The sequence below is a fragment of the Nonomuraea sp. B1E8 genome (assembly GCF_039871515.1).
Classification (GTDB): Bacteria; Actinomycetota; Actinomycetes; order Streptosporangiales; family Streptosporangiaceae; genus Nonomuraea.
On sequence record NZ_JBDPLS010000011.1, the window covers coordinates 244,561 to 262,623 of the forward strand.

An 18,063-nucleotide genomic window follows, 5' to 3' on the forward strand; every position below is an offset into this window, starting at 1 on the left:
GCTATATGCCGACATTTCATGAACAAAGGAACGCCCGCTGGGACGCCGCCAGCCTCCTCTCCGCCGCCGGCACCCCGGGGTGGTCGTGGTGGCCGGTCTCCAGCACGTGCAGCTCCCTGGGTCCGGCCAGCGCGTTGTGCACGGCGAACTGGCCGGGCGGCGGCACGGCCGGGTCGAAGAGCGCGGCGGCCACGTGCACCGGGATCGTGATCCGGGCGGCCGCCGTGGCCGCGTCGAAGTACCTCAGCACCCCGGCCGTCTCCGGATGGCTCGCGTGCCTGGCACGGACGGCCTCGCCGCTGCCGGTGCAGGGCAGGGTGAGGCGCAGGGGGTGGGCGCCGAAGCTGGGGACGACGAGGGCGGCGGCGGTGAAGCGGTCGTCCCAGGGCAGCGCCAGCGCGCCGATGCCGCCCCCGAAACTGGCGCCGATGTAGTCGAGCCTGCCCGCGGCCTCGGGCACGAGATCCAGCAGGGCGGTCGCCGCGCACCACAGGTCGGCCGCGCAGCCGCCGTGCACGTACGTGTCCCTGGACTCGATGCCGTGCAGCACGTGCCGCGCGGCGTCGGAGGGGATGCCGGGCTGCGTGCCGCGGTCGCCCAGGCCGCGCGCGCACGGCCAGATCGCCGCCGTGCCCCGGGTGAGCGGCAGCGGGCCGACGCCGTCGCGTCCGCCGTAGCCGTGGCCCACCACGCAGCCCCGCGTGACCCGGCCGTCCGCGGGCACGGTGAGCCAGCCGCCGAGGCGGACCCCGCCGAGCGAGGTGTAGCGCACGGGACGCACGACCACGCCGTCCGCCTCTCCCTCCGGAGGCCCCGCCCAGGCGTCCACGTCCACCGCCGCCGCACGGGCGCGCAGCCCTCGCCAGAAATCGGCGAAGCCGTCCGGCTCCTCGGGGGCGGGGACGGCGAGCAGCCCGTCCAGGTCGTAGCCGTGCGTGGGGTCGAAGGGGTAGGCGTGGTGCACGCGGGCGCCCTGGTGGCTCATGTGAGCGGCGTGGTTCATACGATCATGGTGAAGGAGCGGCGCCGCCGCGCGCCAGCGGCGGTCATGAACAGCCGAGCTCGCCACGCAGCAGGCGGGCCGCGCCGGCCATGGCGCGCATCTTGCCCTCCGCCGACTGCCTGGGCAGATATTTCATCCCGCAGTCCGTGGCGATGACGTCGGCAGCGTGGGCAGGGGGTCACGGGCTCGCCTTCACGTAGGCGGTGCCTTCCACCGTGCTCCTACCGGCTGTGCTCCTACCAGCGATCGAGGTGAAGCACCTCGTCCAGCGGCTGCCGCTGCGCGGGCCTGAACGTCTCGCCCGTGTAGTAGGCGGTGGGGATGAGCACGCCCTGGCGTACGTCGGCGGGGATGCCGAGCAGTTCGGCGATCTCGCTCTCGTACGCCAGGTGCAGGGAGGTCCAGGCGGTGCCGAGACCGCGAGCGCGGGCGGCCAGCATGTAGCTCCACGCCGCGGGCAGCAGCGAACCCCACAACCCCGCCTGGTTGCCCTCGGGCAGCCCGCCGGGCGTGTGGATGCACCCGAGCACCAGCACCGGCACGTCGCCCATGCGCTCGCTCAGGTAGTCGGCGCTCTCGGAGACCCGCCGCTGGGTGGCGGCCCGCGCCGGGTCGTCCTTGAACAACGACCCGGCCGAGCCGCCCGAGGTCCGGTACGCGCCGAACGAGCGCCGGTAGTAGCCGCCGATCGCCCCGCGCAGCTCCGGATCCGTCACCACGAGCCAGTGCCAGCCCTGCCGGTTGCTGCCGCTGGGCGCCTGGAGCGCGATCTCCAGGCACTCGCGCACCAGGTCCATCGGCACGGGACGGGTCAGGTCGAGGCGCTTGCGCACGCTGCGGGTGGTGGTGAGCAGCGCGTCCGGGCTCAGCGGTGTGATCGTCATACGGCCATCATGTCAACCTGACCGCGTGATCCGGAGGACCTCTTCGACCCGAACCTGCCCATCACAGGCGGCCGAGCGTCTCCATCGCGGGCAGCGCCCGGTCGTCGTAGCCGAACAGGGCCTGGTTCTCCCAGGCGTTGCCCGACGACGGGTCGGCCGGGTCCCAGCCGTTGCCGCGCACACCGGTCCACGTGGCCTCCCAGGTGAACAGCCCGAGACCGAGGCCGCCCGGCACCTGGCGGACGATGTCGGCCACGGCGGCCAGCATCGCCGCCTGCCCCTCCGGGGTCGCCCGGTAACCCGGGTAGGGCTCGCCGGCGGTGATGATGTTGGCCCAGCCGTCGTCGTCGGCCGTCGTGAACGGGTACGCGGTCTCGACCACGACGACCGGCTTGCCGTACCTGCCGGCCACGTCGTTGATGTTGGCCCTGAACGTCTCCAGCGTGCCGTGCCAGTAGGCGTAGTACGACATGCCGATCACGTCGTAACGGACGCCGTTCGCGTTCGCGTTGTCGAACCACCACCGGTAGAGGTCGTTGTCACCGCCGTCGGCCAGGTGCAGCACGACCTTGGTCGAGCCCGACACCCGCTTGACCGCGTCGTACCCGGCGTTCAGCAGCGCCGCCGTGTTGGGCCACGTCGAGTTCGAGCCGTCGGGCCAGAGCAGGCCGCCGTTGATCTCGTTGCCGACCTGCACCATGTCCGCCGTGGTGCCCTGGCGGCGCAGCGCGTCGAGCACGTCGTACGTGTGGTCGTACACGGCCTGCCTGAGCCGGTCGAACGGCAGCGACTCCCAGGCGGCGGGCTTGAACTGCTTGCCCGGGTCGGCCCACGTGTCGGAGTAGTGGAAGTCGACCAGGAGTTTCATGCCCTGGGCCTTGACCCGCCTGGCGAGGTCGAGCACCTGGGTCTTGGTGTTGTAGCCGTCGGCCGGGTTCACCCAGACCTTGAGCCTGACGTGGTTGAGCCCGGCCCGCGACAGGATGCCCAGCGCTCGCCCCTGCGGCCGCGGGCGTCGCGGTAGACGCCGCCGAGCGCCTCCGACTTGGCCAGGCTGGAGACGTCGGCGCCCCTGATCTGCAGCGCCGCCCCGGACGTGCCGGCATGCGCGGGCTGGACGACGGCGAGCTGGACGACGGCGAGCTGGACGACGGGGGCGGCGAGTAACAGCAGTGCGGCGAGTAACCGTTTCATCGGGTCTCCCTAGGGGTGGGGGGTTTCCACGACGACGGTGACCGCGCCGGGCGCGACGGTGACCGCGCCGTCGTGCCGCACGCCGTCGAACACGCTGACGCCGCTCACCCCCTCGACCGTCACGGGCTCGTCGCCGTGGTTGATCAGGAAGACGTGGCCGCCCCTGCGCACCAGCTCCAGGGTGTCGGGGAGGCCGCGCGGCCGGGACACGTCGGCGTGGTCGAGCACCTGCGCGAGCAGTTCGCGCAGGCCGGTGACGGGAGCGGTGGCGAGGTACCAGGCCGTTCCGCCGCCGAGGTCGTGGCGGGTGAAGGCGGGGTGTCCCGCGTCGGGCCCGCCGGCGAAGGCGCGTACGGTGACCGCTCCGGCCGGGCGGACCCGCTCCGACCAGACGCGGGCGGTGATGCCTTCCTGGCCGGCCAGGTCTACGGTCTCGTCCGCGCGCAGCGGGTGGAACTCCTCGATCGACAGGCCGAGCAGCTCGCGCAGCGCGCCCGGGTAGGCGCCCGGGTGGAGGGTGTCGTGCTCGTCGACGATGCCGGAGAAGTACGACACGAGCAGGTTGCCGCCCGCTTCGACGTACCGGTGCAGGTTCTTGGCGGAGGCCTCGGTGAGGAGGTACGAGCTGGGCGCGACCACCACCCGATATCCCGAAATATCAGCGGAAGGGTGGACGAAGTCCACCGTGACATGCTCCCGCCACAGCGCCTCGTAGAAGGCGTCCACCCGCTCCCGGAACGTCAGGTCCACCGACGGCCGCCAGTCCAGCTCCAGCGCCCAGTACGACTCCCAGTCCCAGACGATCGCCGCCTCGGCCCGCACCCGGCCGCCCCTGACGCCGGCGAGCGCGCGCAGGTCGGCGCCCAGCCGCACCACGTCTCGCCACTGCGCGGAGTCGGTCCCGGCGTGCGGGACCAGGCCGGAGTGGAACTTCTCCGCCCCGAACCGCGAGGCCCTCCACTGGAAGAACAGCACGCTGTCCGAGCCCCGGGCGACGTGCGCGAGGCTGTTGCGGCGCAGCTCCCCAGGCCGCTTGGCGAGGTTGCGCGGCTGCCAGTTGACCGCGCCCGCCGAGTGCTCCATGAGCATCCACGGCTCGCCGCCGGCCACCGAGCGGGCCAGGTCGGCGGACATCGCCAGGTCGATGTGGTTGTCGGGCAGCTCGGCCTTCAGGTAGTGGTCGTTGGCGATCACGTCGACCTCGCGGGCCCACCGCCACAGGTCGGTGGACTTGCAGTTGACGGTGCCGGCGAAGTTCGTGGTCACCGGGACGCCCGGGGTGAGCTCGCGCAGGATGTCGCGCTGGAGCGCGTAGTGCTCACGGTGCTGGCCGTCGCTGAAGCGGGCGTAGTCGAGCCGCTGGGCCGGGTTGAGCACCGTGTGGTTGGCGCGCGGGGCGTCGATCTCGGACCAGTCGGTGTAGGTCTGCCCCCAGAACGTGGCGCCCCAGGCATCGTTCAGTGCTGATATATCGCGGTACGTCTCGCGGAGCCAGCCGCGCCAGGCCGCCACGCTGTGCTCGCAGTAACACTCGCCGAGCGGCGCCCCGTACTCGTTGTGCACGTGCCACATCACCACGGCGGGATGGCCGCGGTAGTGCTCCCCCAGCGCGCGCACCAGGCGCGCGGTCGCCGCGCGGAAGGCCGGGGCGCTGGAGCAGGCGCTCTGCCTGCCGCCGAACCCGATCCGCGTCCCCTCCCTGGTCACCGGCAGCACGTCGGGATGGCGGGCGACGAACCAGGCGGGCGGCGCGGCGGTCGGCGTGGCCAGGTCGACCGCGACGCCGGCCCCGTGCAGCCGGTCGATGACCTCGTCCAGCCAGCCGAACGTGTAGCGCCCCTCCCCGGGCTCCATCAGCGCCCACGAGAACATGCCCAGGCTGACGAGGTTGACCCCGGCCTCGCGCATGAGGGCCACGTCCTCGTCGAGAGTCTCGCGCGGCCACTGCTCTGGGTTGTAGTCCCCGCCAAAGGCGATACCGGCAGGACGCTCCGGATACATCCATCCCCCTCGAAAAGTCTCTGTGAACGTGCACAGTAAGGCAGATCCCGGAAGAGGGAAACCGGCCCCCTGCAAATTCCTGCAAACGCGGAAGATTAACGAGAGCGTAACAACCCCTTGACGGCGATTTCCGCGCTCCTCCACTCTGTGCACGTTCACAGACATTCTGGAGGTACGCATGCGCGCCAACCGCCTTGGAGCAGCCCTGGCCGTCGCCCTCACGGCTGCCCTCGCGAGCTGCGGGTCCGGCGAGCCCGCCGAGAGCCCCGAGGCGGCGCCGGCCACGGCCGCTCCCCAGGGTCCCGTCAAGCTCACGTACTGGACCTGGGCCCCCAACATGGACAAGATCGTCAAGGTCTGGAACGACGCCAACCCCGACATCCAGGTGACGGTCAGCAAGCAGGCCGGCGGCGACGACGCGGCCGCGAAATACCTCACGGCCGCCAAGGCCGGCAACCCGCCCGACCTGGTGCAGGCCGAATACCAGCACCTGCCGTCGTTCATCGCCGCCGACGCCGTGGCCGACCTCAAGGCCGCGACCGCCCCCATCGAGGGCGAGTTCTCCGACGGCCTGTGGAACCTCGTCACCCTCGGCACCGACGCGGTCTACGGCATCCCGCAGGACAGCGGCCCGATGATGCTCTTCTACCGCAAGGACCTCTTCGACGAGTACGGCATCGAGGTCCCGGAGACCTGGCAGGAGTACGCCGAGGCGGCCCGCACGGTGCGCAGGAAGGACCCCAAGGCGTACCTCGGCACGTTCTCCAGCAAGGACCCGGGAGCGTTCACAGGGCTCGCCCAGCAGGCCGGCGCGCAATGGTGGTCGATCAGCGGCGAGTCGTGGAAGGTCGACGTCGCCGACGAGCCCACCAGGAAGGTCGCCGACTACTGGGGCGGTCTGGTCAAGGAGGGCGCCATCGACGACATGCCGTACTTCACCCCCGAATGGAACAAGGCTCTCAACGACGGCAAGCTGCTGACCTGGCCGTCGGCCGTGTGGGCGCCGGGCGTGTTGTCGAGCAACGCGCCCAAGGCCAAGGGCAAGTGGGCCGTCGCGCCGCTCCCCCAGTGGAACGCCGGCGAGAGCTTCAGCGGCTTCTGGGGTGGCTCGTCCACCGCCGTGTCGGCCACGACGCCGCACCAGGCCGCCGCCGCGAAGTTCGCCACGTGGCTCAACACCGACCAGAAGGCCATCGACCTGCTCGTCAAGGAGGCCGCGATCTACCCGGCGGCGACCAAGGCGCAGTCGGCCCTCGGTGAGGCGCCCGGCTACTTCTCCAACCAGCCCGACTTCTGGCAGCAGGCCGCCGCCGTGTCCGCGGGGGCGCGCGGCTTCACCTTCGGGCCGAACGTCGGCGTGACGTACAACGCCTTCAAGGACGGCTTCGACAAGGCGCTGCAGGACGGCACGCCGTTCTCCGCGGCAGTGCGGGCCATGCAGGACGCCACGGTCGCCGACATGCGCAGGTCCGGCTTCCAGATCGCGTCATGAGGCGGCCGGGAAGGGGGGCGTGGCCGTACCTGTTCCTGACCCCCGCGATCGTGTTGTTCACGCTCTTCCTCGCGGTGCCCATCGCCTACACCGTCCACCTGGCGATGCGCCGGACCAAGGTGTCGGGGCTTGGGCTCGGCAAGGGCGCGCGGCGCGAGGTCTTCGTCGGGTTCGACAACTTCGCCGCAGCCCTGGCCGACGCCGAGTTGTGGCAGGGCTGGCTGCGGGTGCTCGGCTACGGCGCGCTGGTGCTGGTCGTGATGCTCGGCCTGGCGCTGCTGTTCGCCCTGCTGCTGGACTCGGCGCGGGTGCGGCTGGCCCGCTTCTCCCGCATCGCGATCTTCCTGCCGTACGCGGTGCCGGGGGTGGCGGCCACCCTGCTGTGGGGCTTCCTCTACCTCCCCTCCCTCAGCCCGCTCAGGACCGTCCTGGACGTCGACTACCTCGGCGCGACGACGGTCACGTACTCCATGGCGAACGTGGCGGTGTGGGGCGGGACCGGCTTCAACATGCTGGTGCTCTACACCGCGCTCCGGGCGATCCCCCGCGACCTGTACGAGGCCGCGCGGCTCGACGGCGCCTCCGAGGTGCAGATCGCGCTCCGGGTCAAGATCCCGATGCTGGCTCCCGCGATCGTCCTCACCACGGTGTTCTCGATCATCGCGACCATCCAGGTGTTCACCGAGCCCACCGCGCTCCGGCCGCTGACGAACACGATCAGCTCCACGTGGAGCCCGCTCATGAAGGTCTACCGCGACGCGTTCGTCACCGGCGACCTGTACTCGGCCGCCGCCACCTCGATCGTCATCGCGGCGATCTCTCTCGTCCTGTCGTTCGGGTTCCTGCGCGTGGTCCGCGACCGCGCCTTCAGGGAGGGCTGATGGCCGGGGTCACCGCCGCCACCGCACACCGCCGCCGCGCGCGCGGCGCGTCCGCGCGCGGGCCGTGGGGGGTGGCGCCCACGGCGCTGCTCCTCCTCGGCGCGATCTACTGCCTGTTCCCCGTGTTCTGGGTGCTGATCGCGGCCACCAAGTCGCCCGGCGAGCTGTTCAGCACCTCGACGCTCTCCTTCGGCACCGGCTTCTTCGGCAACGTCGCGGAGCTGTTCGCCTACCGCGACGGGGTGTTCTGGCTCTGGGCGGCCAACACCCTGATCTACGCGGGCGGCGGCGCGCTGCTGTCGACCGCCGTCTCGGCCGTCTCGGGGTACGCGCTGGCGAAATACCGCTTCCCCGGCCGCAACGCGATCTTCAACCTGCTCATCGGCGGCATCCTCGTGCCCGCCGTGGTGCTGGCCATCCCGCAGTACCTGCTGTTCTCCGAGATCGGCCTGGCCGACAGCCACTGGGCCGTGCTGCTGCCGCAGATCCTGCACCCGTACGGCATCTATCTGGCCCGCGTCTACGCGGCCGCGGCGATCCCCGACTCGCTGCTGGAGGCCGGGCGAATCGACGGGGCCGGCGAGGGACACCTGATGACGCGGGTGGCGCTGCCGCTCATGGTGCCGGGCATGGTGACGATCTTCCTGTTCCAGTTCGTGGCCATCTGGAACAACTTCCTGCTGCCGTTCATCATGCTCGGCGACGACCAGAAGTTCCCGCTCACGGTCGGCCTCTTCACGCTGCTGCAGGCAGGGGCGAACCAGCCGGCTCTCTACAACCTGATCCTCACGGGCGCGCTGCTGTCGATCGTGCCCTTGATCGCGCTCTTCCTCACGATGCAGCGATACTGGAAGACCGACCTGTCCTCCGGAGCCGTCAAGTGAAACGCCCTACGATCCACGATGTCGCCGCCGCCGCGGGCGTGTCCCGCGGCACGGTGTCCCGCCTGCTCAACGGCGACAGATACGTGAGCCCGGCGGCACGCGTGGCCATCGAGAGGGCGATCTCCGAGACGGGTTACGTCGTCAACCGGGCCGCCCGCAGCCTGGTCACCCAGCGCACCGGATCCGTCGTGATGGTGCTCTCGGAGCCGTACGAGAAGTTGTTCGAGGACCCCAACTACAGCACGCTCATCCGGGTCGCGATCAAGATGCTGGCCGAGCGCGACCTGTCGCTGGTCATGATGCTGGCCGGCGACGCGGCCGAGCGCGAGCGGGTGGTGCGCTTCGTGCGCGGCGGCCACGCCGACGGCGTGCTGCTGGTCTCGACGCACGCGGGCGACCCCCTCGTCGAGGCGCTCGGCTCCGGGCCGCCCGCCGTCTCCTGCGGCGCCGTCATCGGCCACGAGAACGTCATCCCGTACGCCGCCGCCGACGAGCGGCTCGGCGCCCGGCAGATGACCGAATACTTCGTCACCCAGGGCCGCAGGCGCATCGCCATGATCACCGGGCCGATGGACACGCCGGGCGGCATCCAGCGCCTGGAGGGGTTCGCGGAGGTGCTGGGCCGCAAGGCCACCTCGAAGCTGATCGCCCACGGCGACTGGACCCAGGCCAGCGGCGAGCGGGCGATGGCCGAGCTGCTGGAGCGCGCCCCCGACATCGACGCCGTGTTCGTCGCCTCCGACCTGATGGCGGCGGGCGCGCTGGCGGCGTTGCGGGCGGCCGGGCGCGGCGTGCCGGACGACGTGGCGGTGGGCGGGTTCGACGACTCCTCGGTGGCCGTCTCCACGCATCCGCCGCTGACCACGATCCGCCAGCCGCTGACCGAAATGGCGCAGGAGACCATCCGCCTGCTGCTGGCGCTCATCGACGGGGCCGGGCAGCTCGAGCCGGTGATCCTGCCCACCGAACTCGTCATCCGCGAGTCCGCCTGACCCCTCCTGACAGCATTGCTGACAAACCTTTACCCGGATCCACGAAAATCCGTAAATACCGCCAAATTCAGCAGTATGATCGCGCCAGTCGTCTTCGCGACCTTTCCGAAGGAGCCGACGTATTGGCCGATAGCGAGCCGGAGCGCCCGCCGCGAGAGGTGGACACCACGAGACCCAGCGTCTCCCGCGTCTACGACTTCATGCTCGGCGGCAAGGACAACTACGCGTCCGATCGCGAGTTCGCGCGGCTGGCCCTCGATGTCGCCCCCGACGCGCCCGAGGCGGCGCGGGCCAACAGGGAGTTCCTCAAGCGCGTGGTCCGCTGTCTGGCCGCCGAAGCCGGCATCCGCCAGTTCCTTGACCTCGGCTCCGGCCTGCCGGCCCCGGGCAACGTGCACGAGATCGCCCAGGCCCGCGCCCCCGGCACGCGCGTGGTGTACGTCGACCACGACCCGATCGTCCTCGTGCACGGCCGCGCGCTGCTCGCCGTGGACGACGCCACCACGGTCGTCGAGGCCGACCTCCGCGACCCCGAGAAGATCCTCGGCCACCCCGAGGTCGGCAAGCTCATCGACTTCGGCGAGCCGGTGGGGCTGCTGATGTTCGCGGTCCTCCACCATCTGCCGGACGCGGCGGACCCGGCCGGGATCGTCTCGAGGTTCGTCTCCCGCCTGGCGCCCGGCAGCCACCTGGCCGTCTCCCACTTCTGCAACCCCGGCCAGGCGCACCCCGAGGTGTCGAGGCAGGCGTACACCGCGGAGAAGCTCTTCAACGAGCACCTGGGCACCGGCCGGTGGCGCACCCGGGAGGAGATCCTCGCCTTCTTCGACGGGCTCGACCTCCTGGAGCCCGGCCTCGTGCCCGTGCCGGAATGGCGGCCAGACCCCGGCGACCAGGCGGAGCCCGGCATCACGTACCACACCTTCATCGGAGCGGTGGCCCGCAAACCCTGACGGCTCACCCGATCACGGGAAGGCGCAGGCCGCCGGCCAGCGCGTCCCGGAGCACCGGCACGTCAGGGGCGAACAGGGGCTCGGGCAGGGCGCCGGGCGCGCACCAGCGCAGCTCGGCGGCTTCCCCGTCGCCGCTTCCCGTCCGGGCCAGGGCCGTGCCCAGGAAGACGGCTCCGACGAAGTGCCGCAGCGAACCGCCGGGATAGCGGTGGACCTGCGTCGCCGGCTCGCTGTAGATGCCGAGCAGGCCGTCGATTCGGGCCTCCCACCCGGTCTCCTCCCTGCACTCGCGGAGCGCGGCCTCGCTCCACGACTCACCCGGCTCCAGGCCGCCGCCCGGGATGCCCCACGTGGCGTCCTCCGCGCGCCGCAGGAGCAGGATGCGACCATCGGCATCGCGCAGCACGACACCGGCGGTGACTCTGACGGTGAGTCCGGTCATGTCACCGAGCTCAGTGGTCTCCATGCGGGAGGATCCTTCGCGTTGACGTGCGTGAGGCGTGCCCGGGCGCCCGAGCCCGGAACGAGATCGATACGACTTTACCGGCGCGAGCGCAGCCCACCCCCACGCTCAAAGGCCGCTTATCCCGCAGAAAAGGACACCCAGCGGCAGCCGCCCCGGCCTCTAATGGGAGCTACTGAGGATGCTCTTGGGGCAGACTCGGTGCCTGATAGCCGACTGGTGAGTGAGCACTCCCGGCCTCCGGACCTCGAGTCCTAGGGTCAGACCGTGCCCTCACCGGTGGTCAGGGGTCTTGATCGCTGATGGATGTCGTGCCGCCGCGTTGCCCGCAGGGGTCGGCCAACTGCTGGACGCTCGGCGAGGCCGTCGGACACCGCGGCCCTCACGTTCTGCAGCACTTCCTGTCCCGGGCGTGCTGGGATGACCAAGCAGTTCGTGAACGCACCGTGTCGTGGGCCGTCGAAGCTCTCGGGGAGCAGGACGTGGTCCTGGTCATCGATGAGACGGGGGTGAGAAGTCCTCCTCCGATGCCGTGGGTGCGGCCCGCCAGTACTCGGGAGCTCTCGGCGGAGTGGGATTGTGCCAGGTGGTGGTGCATCTGTCGTACGCCACCGCGGCCGGGCACGCGCTGATCGACCGGCGGCTGTTCCTGCCGTCGGCGTGGGTCGCCGATGAGGAGCGCCGCGAGTTGGTCGGGGTGCCGGCCGAGACGATGTTCGCCACCAAGCCGCAGCTGGCCGCCGATATGCTCGCCGGTCTGCGCGGACACGGCGCGGGCCAGGCCTGGGTAGCCGCGCGTTCCTGCCCGGTCGTGGCAGCGGTTGCGGACCGGCCATGGGACCAAGGGTGACCGCCACTACGACTGGGCGATGATTAAGGTGCTCGCCGACGACACTCCCGACGGGAGCCCCGACGGCCACAGCACCCTGCTGATTCGCCGGCACCGCTATACCCGCACCCTGTCGTTCTATCGGTGCTGGTCAGCGACGTCGGTCCCGCTGGGCATCCTGGTGTCGGTGGTGTGTCGCAGGTGGCGGATCGAGGAGGATCTCCAGGTGGCCAAGGGCGTGACCGGGCTGGACCAGGGCCAGGTCACCAGGTGGACGTCCTGGCATCGGTGGAGCCTGATCAGCATGATCGCTTACGCCTTACTGGCCATCACGACCAGCCTCTCATTAGGAGCCAGCCGTACAGCCAGCCGCTGGATCTCGTCTCGATCAGCTGCCCCGAGCTGGTGAAACTGCTGCGCCGGCTCGCTCTGCCTCGCCCCGGCATGACATCGACGCCGACCACGCCCTGCACTGGTCACTGTGGCGCCGCCGTCACCAACATCGGGCAGCTGCCTACCACCGCAGGTGGAACGAGGTGACGGCAGCAGCGATCACGTGACCCATCCCTCAAGATCTCGATCTACAGCTGCCGTACCTGACTGCGGATATCAGCCAGGCCCTTTGCCCCCAACCCCTTCTCGTGTCTCGCGAGGAGAGGCATTTTGGCATCCACCCCGGTTCCATGCTGCGGGCGGCAGACCGCACCCAATAGGGCCTACCCCTTCATGTTGACGATCTGCAACCTGTTCGGCTCGGAAGGTTCTATCGCGAGGTGAGATTGAGCCGCACAGCTTTGCGTAACAAATCAGCACAGAGCGCGACGGTCGCCACTTCCGAAAATGTTCATTACCACTTCTCTGCACACCTGAATCAGGATATCGCTGCCACCAAGACAGGCGTTACAGGTTAACCGCCTCGCGTTGATGTGTTTCTTCTCATATTGCTAGGCGATCTTGACAAAAGTAAAGATTGTTAGCCATTTCAGACGCACATCGACGGGAAGGTGACCGTGAGAAAATCAGGCAGCAAGGCGAGAGGCAGTCGGCCGCCGAGCCGGCGTCTAGCATGCGCAACGGCGCTCACGATGGCAGCATCGCTGCTGGTAGCGGGCGCGTCGGGTGCCGCCCAAGCCGATCCGGAGCCCACCGCCGGCCCTTCCGGCCCTTCGGTGACCACGTTCCCGCGTCCAGAGGATCCCGATGCGGCGTTACGCGCAGCTATTCGTGAAGCCAGAAAACAGAACAAGCCCGTAGCGGTCGAAGAAGTCTTCACAGAAACCTCGCGCACCTGGGCCTATCCGGATGGGCATCTTTCCAGCCAGTCCTACAGCGGGCCGAAGTCAGGACAATGTGCTGGAAGGCGGGGCCGAGACCATTTGGGACGCGCCCGGGGTGACGCCCCAAGGGCGCAACACGGCCAAGCTGTCCATCCTTAATGCGACGCTGGTCAGCCAGCGGGAGGCAATGGAGCGTGCGGAGACAACTCGCACCGAGTCGGCGGTCGAGATCGTTGATGCCGTTGTCCAAAGCAGGCCCGATGGCAGCGTCCGGGTCATGGCGGATGTGAAACGCACCTGGATCGAGCAGAGCGAGTCCGGGAGCGAAGCCGCTCAGGCGAAGGACAAGGCCAGCACATCCGGGCTTGTCGAAGGCTCCGAGCAGACCCTGTCCATCTTCGTCTTCGACCGATGCGGAGGGCTGACCATCATCGAGGCGCCATTGCCCAGGTACCAGGACTCCACGGACGGCCACGACCCGTGCTCCGGCTTCGTCAACCCAGATGGAAGCGAGCATCAGGTGTGCGAAGCCTCTGGCGGCGATGGCGGCGGAAGCGCAGGACCTCGAGGACTGGAAGGATGGGGTGCTCTCAGGGTTTGCGCGAATTCGGGATGCAGGTCCGATCTCTTCGGGTGGAACTATCTCACGAAGGGACTCGCCTTTGAGGCCGGAGGCGTCCTGCGATGGGTGTATCCGGCCATGATGCGAGATGCCGTTTTCAACGTCAAAGAATGGAGCGGATACGTATCGGTCAAGAAGACCGGATCGTTCGGCAAGAGCAAGATCGACAAGTACGTTCTCAACAATCTTCGACTGAAGCTCGAAACCAGCCTGACCTTCAGCTCCGTGCTTGCATCACCTTCCATCAGCTGGCCTCCGGGCGTGGGTGTATCCGGGGGCAGTGACACTGGAACTCTTTCCTTCGATGCCAGCGTCGGCGTGAAGAGGCTGCTCGTCGAGCCGACCAAGTTCTCCACGACCTGCGGAAACCTCTTCTGCGAAGGGTTTGACCGGATCAAACACACCGTGACAGGAACGCTGATCATTCCCATCTCATGTAAGCCGAATCCATCCAAGCCAAAGGACTGCGAGGAGCAGGCGAAGCCACTCCGGATCCTGCCCAAGCATTGGTGGGCTCCTACCACGTGGCCCTTTAATTACGACGATGGCCATAGAGGATAAACATGAGATAGCACTCTAACCGAGCTACACGCTATCGGTCAAAACAAGCATAGAATGGCGCTCGCGGAGCGCGCGCGATGTTCGGCAGCCGGCGAGATGGCCGGGGCAAGATTCATATCCACGGCCATCTCGCAATTTCTCAATTGAAGGAAAAGCCATGATGTCAAAGAAAGCAGTAATTACCTTTACAGCAGTACTGGCTCTCCTCCTTCTCGAAGTAGTCCATCTTCTCGCCGATCGGCCGGAGCATTTCGAGGAAATTTACGCCGGAGCCATTCAATCCGCATACCCAGAATACTTCATCGGACAGGGCTCTCGAGCTAGTTTCAATCCAATATCAACGGGGTTTGAGATCGGAAGCTCCCCATACGGGAGGACGAAACCCGGCGAAACATCGGCGAGCCTCAATGGCTCAGTCTCAGTGGATGTCACAAGGCGCGTTAGCTGGCCAGAGCTTCCACCCACACGAATGACTCCACTGCTGGAATCCTTTGGCGGCGGGCAGGGAATGGACGCGGCAGCAAAGAATCAAGCGCGGAGTGAATTATTCGACCTATCGGACGACACCTTCGCAAACGCGATAATCGAGCTGGCAAGCCCGTTGAGTGAAAAGCAGCTGAGAAACAGCTTCGCGGATTTAGTTCACATGCAAGGAGATTCGACCTTCCTCTTCCTTTCCGGCATCGAAGAGGGGATGACAAGGCCTGTCTATTGGCGGGCATGCGCAGTTTATAAGCTGAAATGCGAGACGACGTCCAGCCTGGAACTGTATCGCCGATGGACATCCCGAATCGCATGGCTGGACAGAATCGGCCTCCGGCAACTCGGCTTGGACCTCGATCACTTGCAACAGTCGGCGCGCGAGGGCCGCATCTACGGACTACTCACGTACGGCTACCCCAAGCCCAAGTTGTTAGAGATCCTGAACCGACCTGAGGTCCGAACGATTCGAATCGCAAGGACATGGACCTGGTGACCAAGGCATGCGGCGCTTGTGCGAACATGAGAGCATAGTCGACGCCTTGACCGTGGCAACCGCCGCAAGCATCATCGAACAGCGAAAGTCACCCTCATCGAGGCTTCCCATATTCCAGGACTGTGCGAGGAGGCGAGTCCGGGCCGAATCTTGCCGGTGGAATGAATCAGCAGCCACATCGGCCTGCGTGCAGCTCGCATTTCTCTGATCACTTCAGGACTCTGTTCAATCGTTCGTGACGGTTCACGAAGCGTTCGTGACGGTTCACAAAGCGCCCGCGTAGACCCAGCGGCCGTCCAGGCGGACGAACCTGCTGTGCTCCTCCTGCTCCCCCGCCCGCCCGCGCTCGACGTAGTGGGCGCGGAACCGTACGGTGCCCTCGGTGTGCACGACGCTGCCGCCGGTGCTCTCCAGCACTTCCAGCCGCACCCAGCGCATCTTCCTGTCGAGCCCGAGGTGGGCCGGGCGGGTGGAGGGATGCCAGGTGCGCAGCAGGTATGCCTCGTCGCCCGTCGCGAACGCGCTGAACCTCGACCGCATGAGCTGCTCGGCGGTGGCGGCGACCGCCTCGCCCCGGTGGAACCTGCCGCAGCAGTCCTGGTAGGGGGTGGGCAGGCCGCAGGGGCAGGAACGAGAAGCCATGCGCTCCATTGTGCCGCCCGAGTGCCCTCGCCGAGCCGCACCGCCGCCTCCGCGCCCCCGTCGCGCCGCTACCCCGCCCGAGTGACCTTCCCGAGTTGTGCGGTGAGGCCGGACAGCGTCGGGCCCAGCGGGGCGTCCACGGTGAGGGTGGCGTCGGCGTCGCCGCCGGTCGGGCCCTGGTTGACGATGGCGATCGGGATGCCGAGCTCGGCGGCCCTGGTGACGAACCGCAGCCCCGACCTGACCTTGAGCGAGGAGCCGAGCACGAGCAGCGCCCGCGCCCCCGCCACCATGGCGAAGCATTCGTCGACGCGGGGCCGGGGCACGTTCTCGCCGAAGAACACGACGTCGGGCTTGAGCAGCCCGCCGCACCCCGTGCAGTCGACCACCTGGAACCCGGCCACCTGCGCGTCGGTGAGCACGGCGTCGCCGTCGGGGTTGATCGTGCCGGAGGCTGCCCACCCGGCGTTGGCCTCGCGCAGCCGGCGTTCGAGCTCGGCGCGGGGGGTGCGCTCCCGGCACGACAGGCAGACGACCCGGTCGAGCCCGCCGTGCAGCTCGATCACCCGCCGCGCGCCCGCCGCCTGGTGCAGGCCGTCGACGTTCTGGGTGACGATGCCGGCCAGCAGGCCGCGCCGCTCCAGGTCGGCCACGGCCCGGTGCCCGGCGTTGGGCCGCGCGTCGCCGATCTGCCGCCAGCCGACGTGGCTGCGCGCCCAGTAGCGCCGCCGCGCCTGCGCGCTGCCGACGAACTTCTGGTACGTCATCGGCTCGGCGCGGCGCGAGCGGCCCGTCGGCCCCCGGTAGTCGGGGATGCCCGACTCCGTGGACAGGCCGGCGCCGCTGAGCACCGCCACCCCGCCCCGGGCGACCAGCCCGGCCAGCTCCGCGAGCTTCGCGGTCGTCGTCGTCACACCATCCATGGTGCCCGACCCCGCACCGTGCCTCACCTTCCGGTGCGGCCGGCCGCACCGCTCGGCGGACCCGCCTGCCCTGGTTTCCAGCGGGCACGCTGTTCCGCCTGATGGGTTCGGCCCGCCCGCGCTCGCGCCCCGACCGGCGACGATTTCAGATAGTAACGTTAGATGCACGGTATGCTACCGATCGCCATCGACGACATCGGGAGACGACAGTGCCTGGCCGTTCCGTGTTCCCTCCCCGTCCCGGACCACGCCGCAGGCACCGGACGAGGGACGGTCGTGGCGCGTGAACGGCGGCGGCCCGGCCGGCCCAGGCTCCCCATGCCGGCGTTCGTGGCGGGCGTGCTGCTCGTCACGGCCGTGGTCATCGTGCTCGACGTCGTCACCGGCACGGCGGTCCGGCTGTTCCCGCTGCTGATCTTCCTGCCCGCGATCGCTTCGGGGCTCGGCTCAGTGCGGCAAACGGCCGCCGCCTCGGCGTGGGTGGTGCTCGTGGTGACGGGCAGCACCTACTTCCTGGGCGCGGAGCTGGACGACAAGCTGATGGCGGCCGGGTTCACGGCGGTGTTCGGGGTGCTGAGCGTGGCCGGGTGCCGCTACCGGGTGCGGCGCGAGGAGGAGGTCGACCGGCTGCGTTCGTCGGCCTCCGCCCTGCAGCGCCTGATCGTGCGCCCGCTGCCGCTGCGCACCGCCGACGTGGAGGTCGATGGCCTCTACCAGCCGGCGACGGAGGACACGCTGGTCGGCGGCGACATGTACGAAGTGGCCGCGACCCGTCACGGCATGCGGGTGCTGATCGCCGACGTGCAGGGCAAGGGCCTGCCGGCGATCGGGACGGCGCTGGTCGTGCTCGGCTCGTTCAGGGAGGCCGCCTACCGCGAGGCCACGCTCGCCGGCGTGGTGGACGCGCTGGAGAAGTCGGTGGTCAGGCAGAACACGTTCGCCGCCCAGACGGGGGAACGCGAGCGGTTCGTCACGGCGCTGGTGCTCGACATCGGCCGCGACGCGGAGGCCGAGGCGATCAACTGCGGGCACCTGGCCCCGTACGTCATCCGCGACGGCGACGCCGGCCAGGTGCCTCTCGGCGAGCCGGCCGTGCCCCTCGGCCTGGCCGCGCTGACGGCCGAGCCGCGCACGGTGGCGCGCTTCGCGTTCCCTCCGGGCGCGACCCTGCTGCTGTGCACGGACGGCGTCACCGAGGCGCGCGACCCCGGCGGCACGTTCTACCCGCTCGGGCGGCGCCTGCGCGCGTGGGCCGCCGACCCGCCCGCCAGGCTCGCCCAGGCGGTGGGCGCGGACCTGCGGGAGTTCACCGGCGGCGCGCCGCGCGACGACGTCGCCCTGCTCACCCTGCGCAGAAGGGCGCGGAGAACGGCGTCCGCCGGCTGACCGGAAGCGCCCGCCTCCGACGGCGGGCGCGAACGGCCGGCCGCCGTTGTAAGCTGTCCCCGCTATCGCCTTACAGCATAAACAGTCGGCCGATGACGGA

General features: G+C 69.2%; 17 protein-coding genes and 1 pseudogene. 10 read left to right on the plus strand and 8 right to left on the minus strand.

The window, feature by feature from the left end; genetic code table 11:
• Positions 1-16 precede the first annotated feature (16 nt).
• The 5 genes from ABGA98_RS32400 to ABGA98_RS32420 form a co-directional block, all read right to left on the minus strand.
• Positions 17-1,003 (minus strand): acetylxylan esterase, encoded by a 987-nt coding sequence (locus tag ABGA98_RS32400; protein ID WP_347622206.1) that lies wholly within the window; start codon positions 1,001-1,003, stop codon positions 17-19.
• 236 nt (positions 1,004-1,239) lie between these two features.
• A complete protein-coding gene (locus tag ABGA98_RS32405; RefSeq protein WP_347622207.1) occupies positions 1,240-1,887 on the minus strand; it encodes a nitroreductase family protein in 648 nt (215 codons plus the stop codon).
• A 61-nt stretch (positions 1,888-1,948) separates the two neighbouring features.
• Complete coding sequence (locus tag ABGA98_RS32410) at positions 1,949-2,827, minus strand: glycosyl hydrolase 53 family protein (RefSeq protein ID WP_347622208.1); 879 nt, start codon at positions 2,825-2,827, stop codon at positions 1,949-1,951.
• Positions 2,824-3,081, minus strand: a complete 258-nt coding sequence (locus tag ABGA98_RS32415; protein WP_347622209.1) for a hypothetical protein — start codon at positions 3,079-3,081, stop codon at positions 2,824-2,826. Before ABGA98_RS32415 ends, ABGA98_RS32410 begins: the two co-directional genes overlap by 4 nt.
• A gap of 9 nt (positions 3,082-3,090) precedes the next feature.
• Positions 3,091-5,082, minus strand: a complete 1,992-nt coding sequence (locus ABGA98_RS32420) for a beta-galactosidase (protein WP_347622210.1) — start codon at positions 5,080-5,082, stop codon at positions 3,091-3,093.
• A 178-nt stretch (positions 5,083-5,260) separates the two neighbouring features.
• Between ABGA98_RS32420 and ABGA98_RS32425 the strand changes: the two genes are divergently transcribed.
• The 5 genes from ABGA98_RS32425 (at position 5,261) to ABGA98_RS32445 (ending at position 10,284) form a co-directional block, all read left to right on the plus strand.
• Positions 5,261-6,574, plus strand: coding sequence for an extracellular solute-binding protein (locus ABGA98_RS32425; RefSeq protein WP_347622211.1), 1,314 nt, complete (start codon positions 5,261-5,263; stop codon positions 6,572-6,574).
• Positions 6,571-7,455 (plus strand): sugar ABC transporter permease, encoded by an 885-nt coding sequence (locus ABGA98_RS32430; protein ID WP_347622212.1) that lies wholly within the window; start codon positions 6,571-6,573, stop codon positions 7,453-7,455. Before ABGA98_RS32425 ends, ABGA98_RS32430 begins: the two co-directional genes overlap by 4 nt.
• Positions 7,455-8,339 (plus strand): carbohydrate ABC transporter permease, encoded by an 885-nt coding sequence (locus ABGA98_RS32435; protein WP_347622213.1) that lies wholly within the window; start codon positions 7,455-7,457, stop codon positions 8,337-8,339. The genes ABGA98_RS32430 and ABGA98_RS32435 overlap by 1 nt, the downstream gene beginning before the upstream one ends.
• A complete protein-coding gene (locus tag ABGA98_RS32440; RefSeq protein ID WP_347622214.1) occupies positions 8,336-9,331 on the plus strand; it encodes a LacI family DNA-binding transcriptional regulator in 996 nt (331 codons plus the stop codon). The genes ABGA98_RS32435 and ABGA98_RS32440 overlap by 4 nt, the downstream gene beginning before the upstream one ends.
• Before the next feature lie 122 nt (positions 9,332-9,453).
• Positions 9,454-10,284: an SAM-dependent methyltransferase gene (locus ABGA98_RS32445; protein ID WP_347622215.1), complete on the plus strand. Its 831-nt coding sequence runs from the start codon at positions 9,454-9,456 to the stop codon at positions 10,282-10,284.
• A gap of 4 nt (positions 10,285-10,288) precedes the next feature.
• Here the strand turns inward: ABGA98_RS32445 and ABGA98_RS32450 are convergent, their stop codons facing one another.
• Positions 10,289-10,750, minus strand: coding sequence for an NUDIX domain-containing protein (locus tag ABGA98_RS32450; RefSeq protein WP_347622216.1), 462 nt, complete (start codon positions 10,748-10,750; stop codon positions 10,289-10,291).
• A 299-nt stretch (positions 10,751-11,049) separates the two neighbouring features.
• On the opposite strand from ABGA98_RS32450, the pseudogene ABGA98_RS32455 reads away from it, so the two are divergent.
• From ABGA98_RS32455 to ABGA98_RS32470, 4 genes and pseudogenes are all read left to right on the plus strand, one after another.
• Positions 11,050-11,597 (plus strand): annotated as a pseudogene (locus ABGA98_RS32455) (transposase).
• Positions 11,598-11,616: 19 nt separating this feature from the next.
• Positions 11,617-11,985 (plus strand): hypothetical protein, encoded by a 369-nt coding sequence (locus tag ABGA98_RS32460; protein ID WP_347622217.1) that lies wholly within the window; start codon positions 11,617-11,619, stop codon positions 11,983-11,985.
• A gap of 893 nt (positions 11,986-12,878) precedes the next feature.
• On the plus strand, positions 12,879-14,036 hold the full coding sequence (locus tag ABGA98_RS32465; protein WP_347622218.1) for a hypothetical protein: 1,158 nt from the start codon (positions 12,879-12,881) through the stop codon (positions 14,034-14,036).
• Positions 14,037-14,193: 157 nt separating this feature from the next.
• Positions 14,194-15,012 carry a hypothetical protein gene (locus tag ABGA98_RS32470; protein ID WP_347622219.1) on the plus strand — a complete coding sequence of 273 codons (819 nt, stop codon included), beginning with the start codon at positions 14,194-14,196 and terminating at the stop codon, positions 15,010-15,012.
• Between the two features lie 264 nt (positions 15,013-15,276).
• Here ABGA98_RS32470 and ABGA98_RS32475 read toward each other — a convergent pair whose 3' ends face one another.
• A complete protein-coding gene (locus tag ABGA98_RS32475) occupies positions 15,277-15,654 on the minus strand; it encodes a YchJ family metal-binding protein (RefSeq protein ID WP_347622220.1) in 378 nt (125 codons plus the stop codon).
• 68 nt (positions 15,655-15,722) lie between these two features.
• Positions 15,723-16,568 (minus strand): NAD-dependent protein deacetylase, encoded by an 846-nt coding sequence (locus tag ABGA98_RS32480; protein WP_347622221.1) that lies wholly within the window; start codon positions 16,566-16,568, stop codon positions 15,723-15,725.
• A 285-nt stretch (positions 16,569-16,853) separates the two neighbouring features.
• Here ABGA98_RS32480 and ABGA98_RS32485 point away from each other — a divergent pair, with 285 nt between their 5' ends.
• Positions 16,854-17,963, plus strand: a complete 1,110-nt coding sequence (locus ABGA98_RS32485; RefSeq protein ID WP_347622222.1) for a PP2C family protein-serine/threonine phosphatase — start codon at positions 16,854-16,856, stop codon at positions 17,961-17,963.
• Positions 17,964-18,063: the final 100 nt, after the last annotated feature.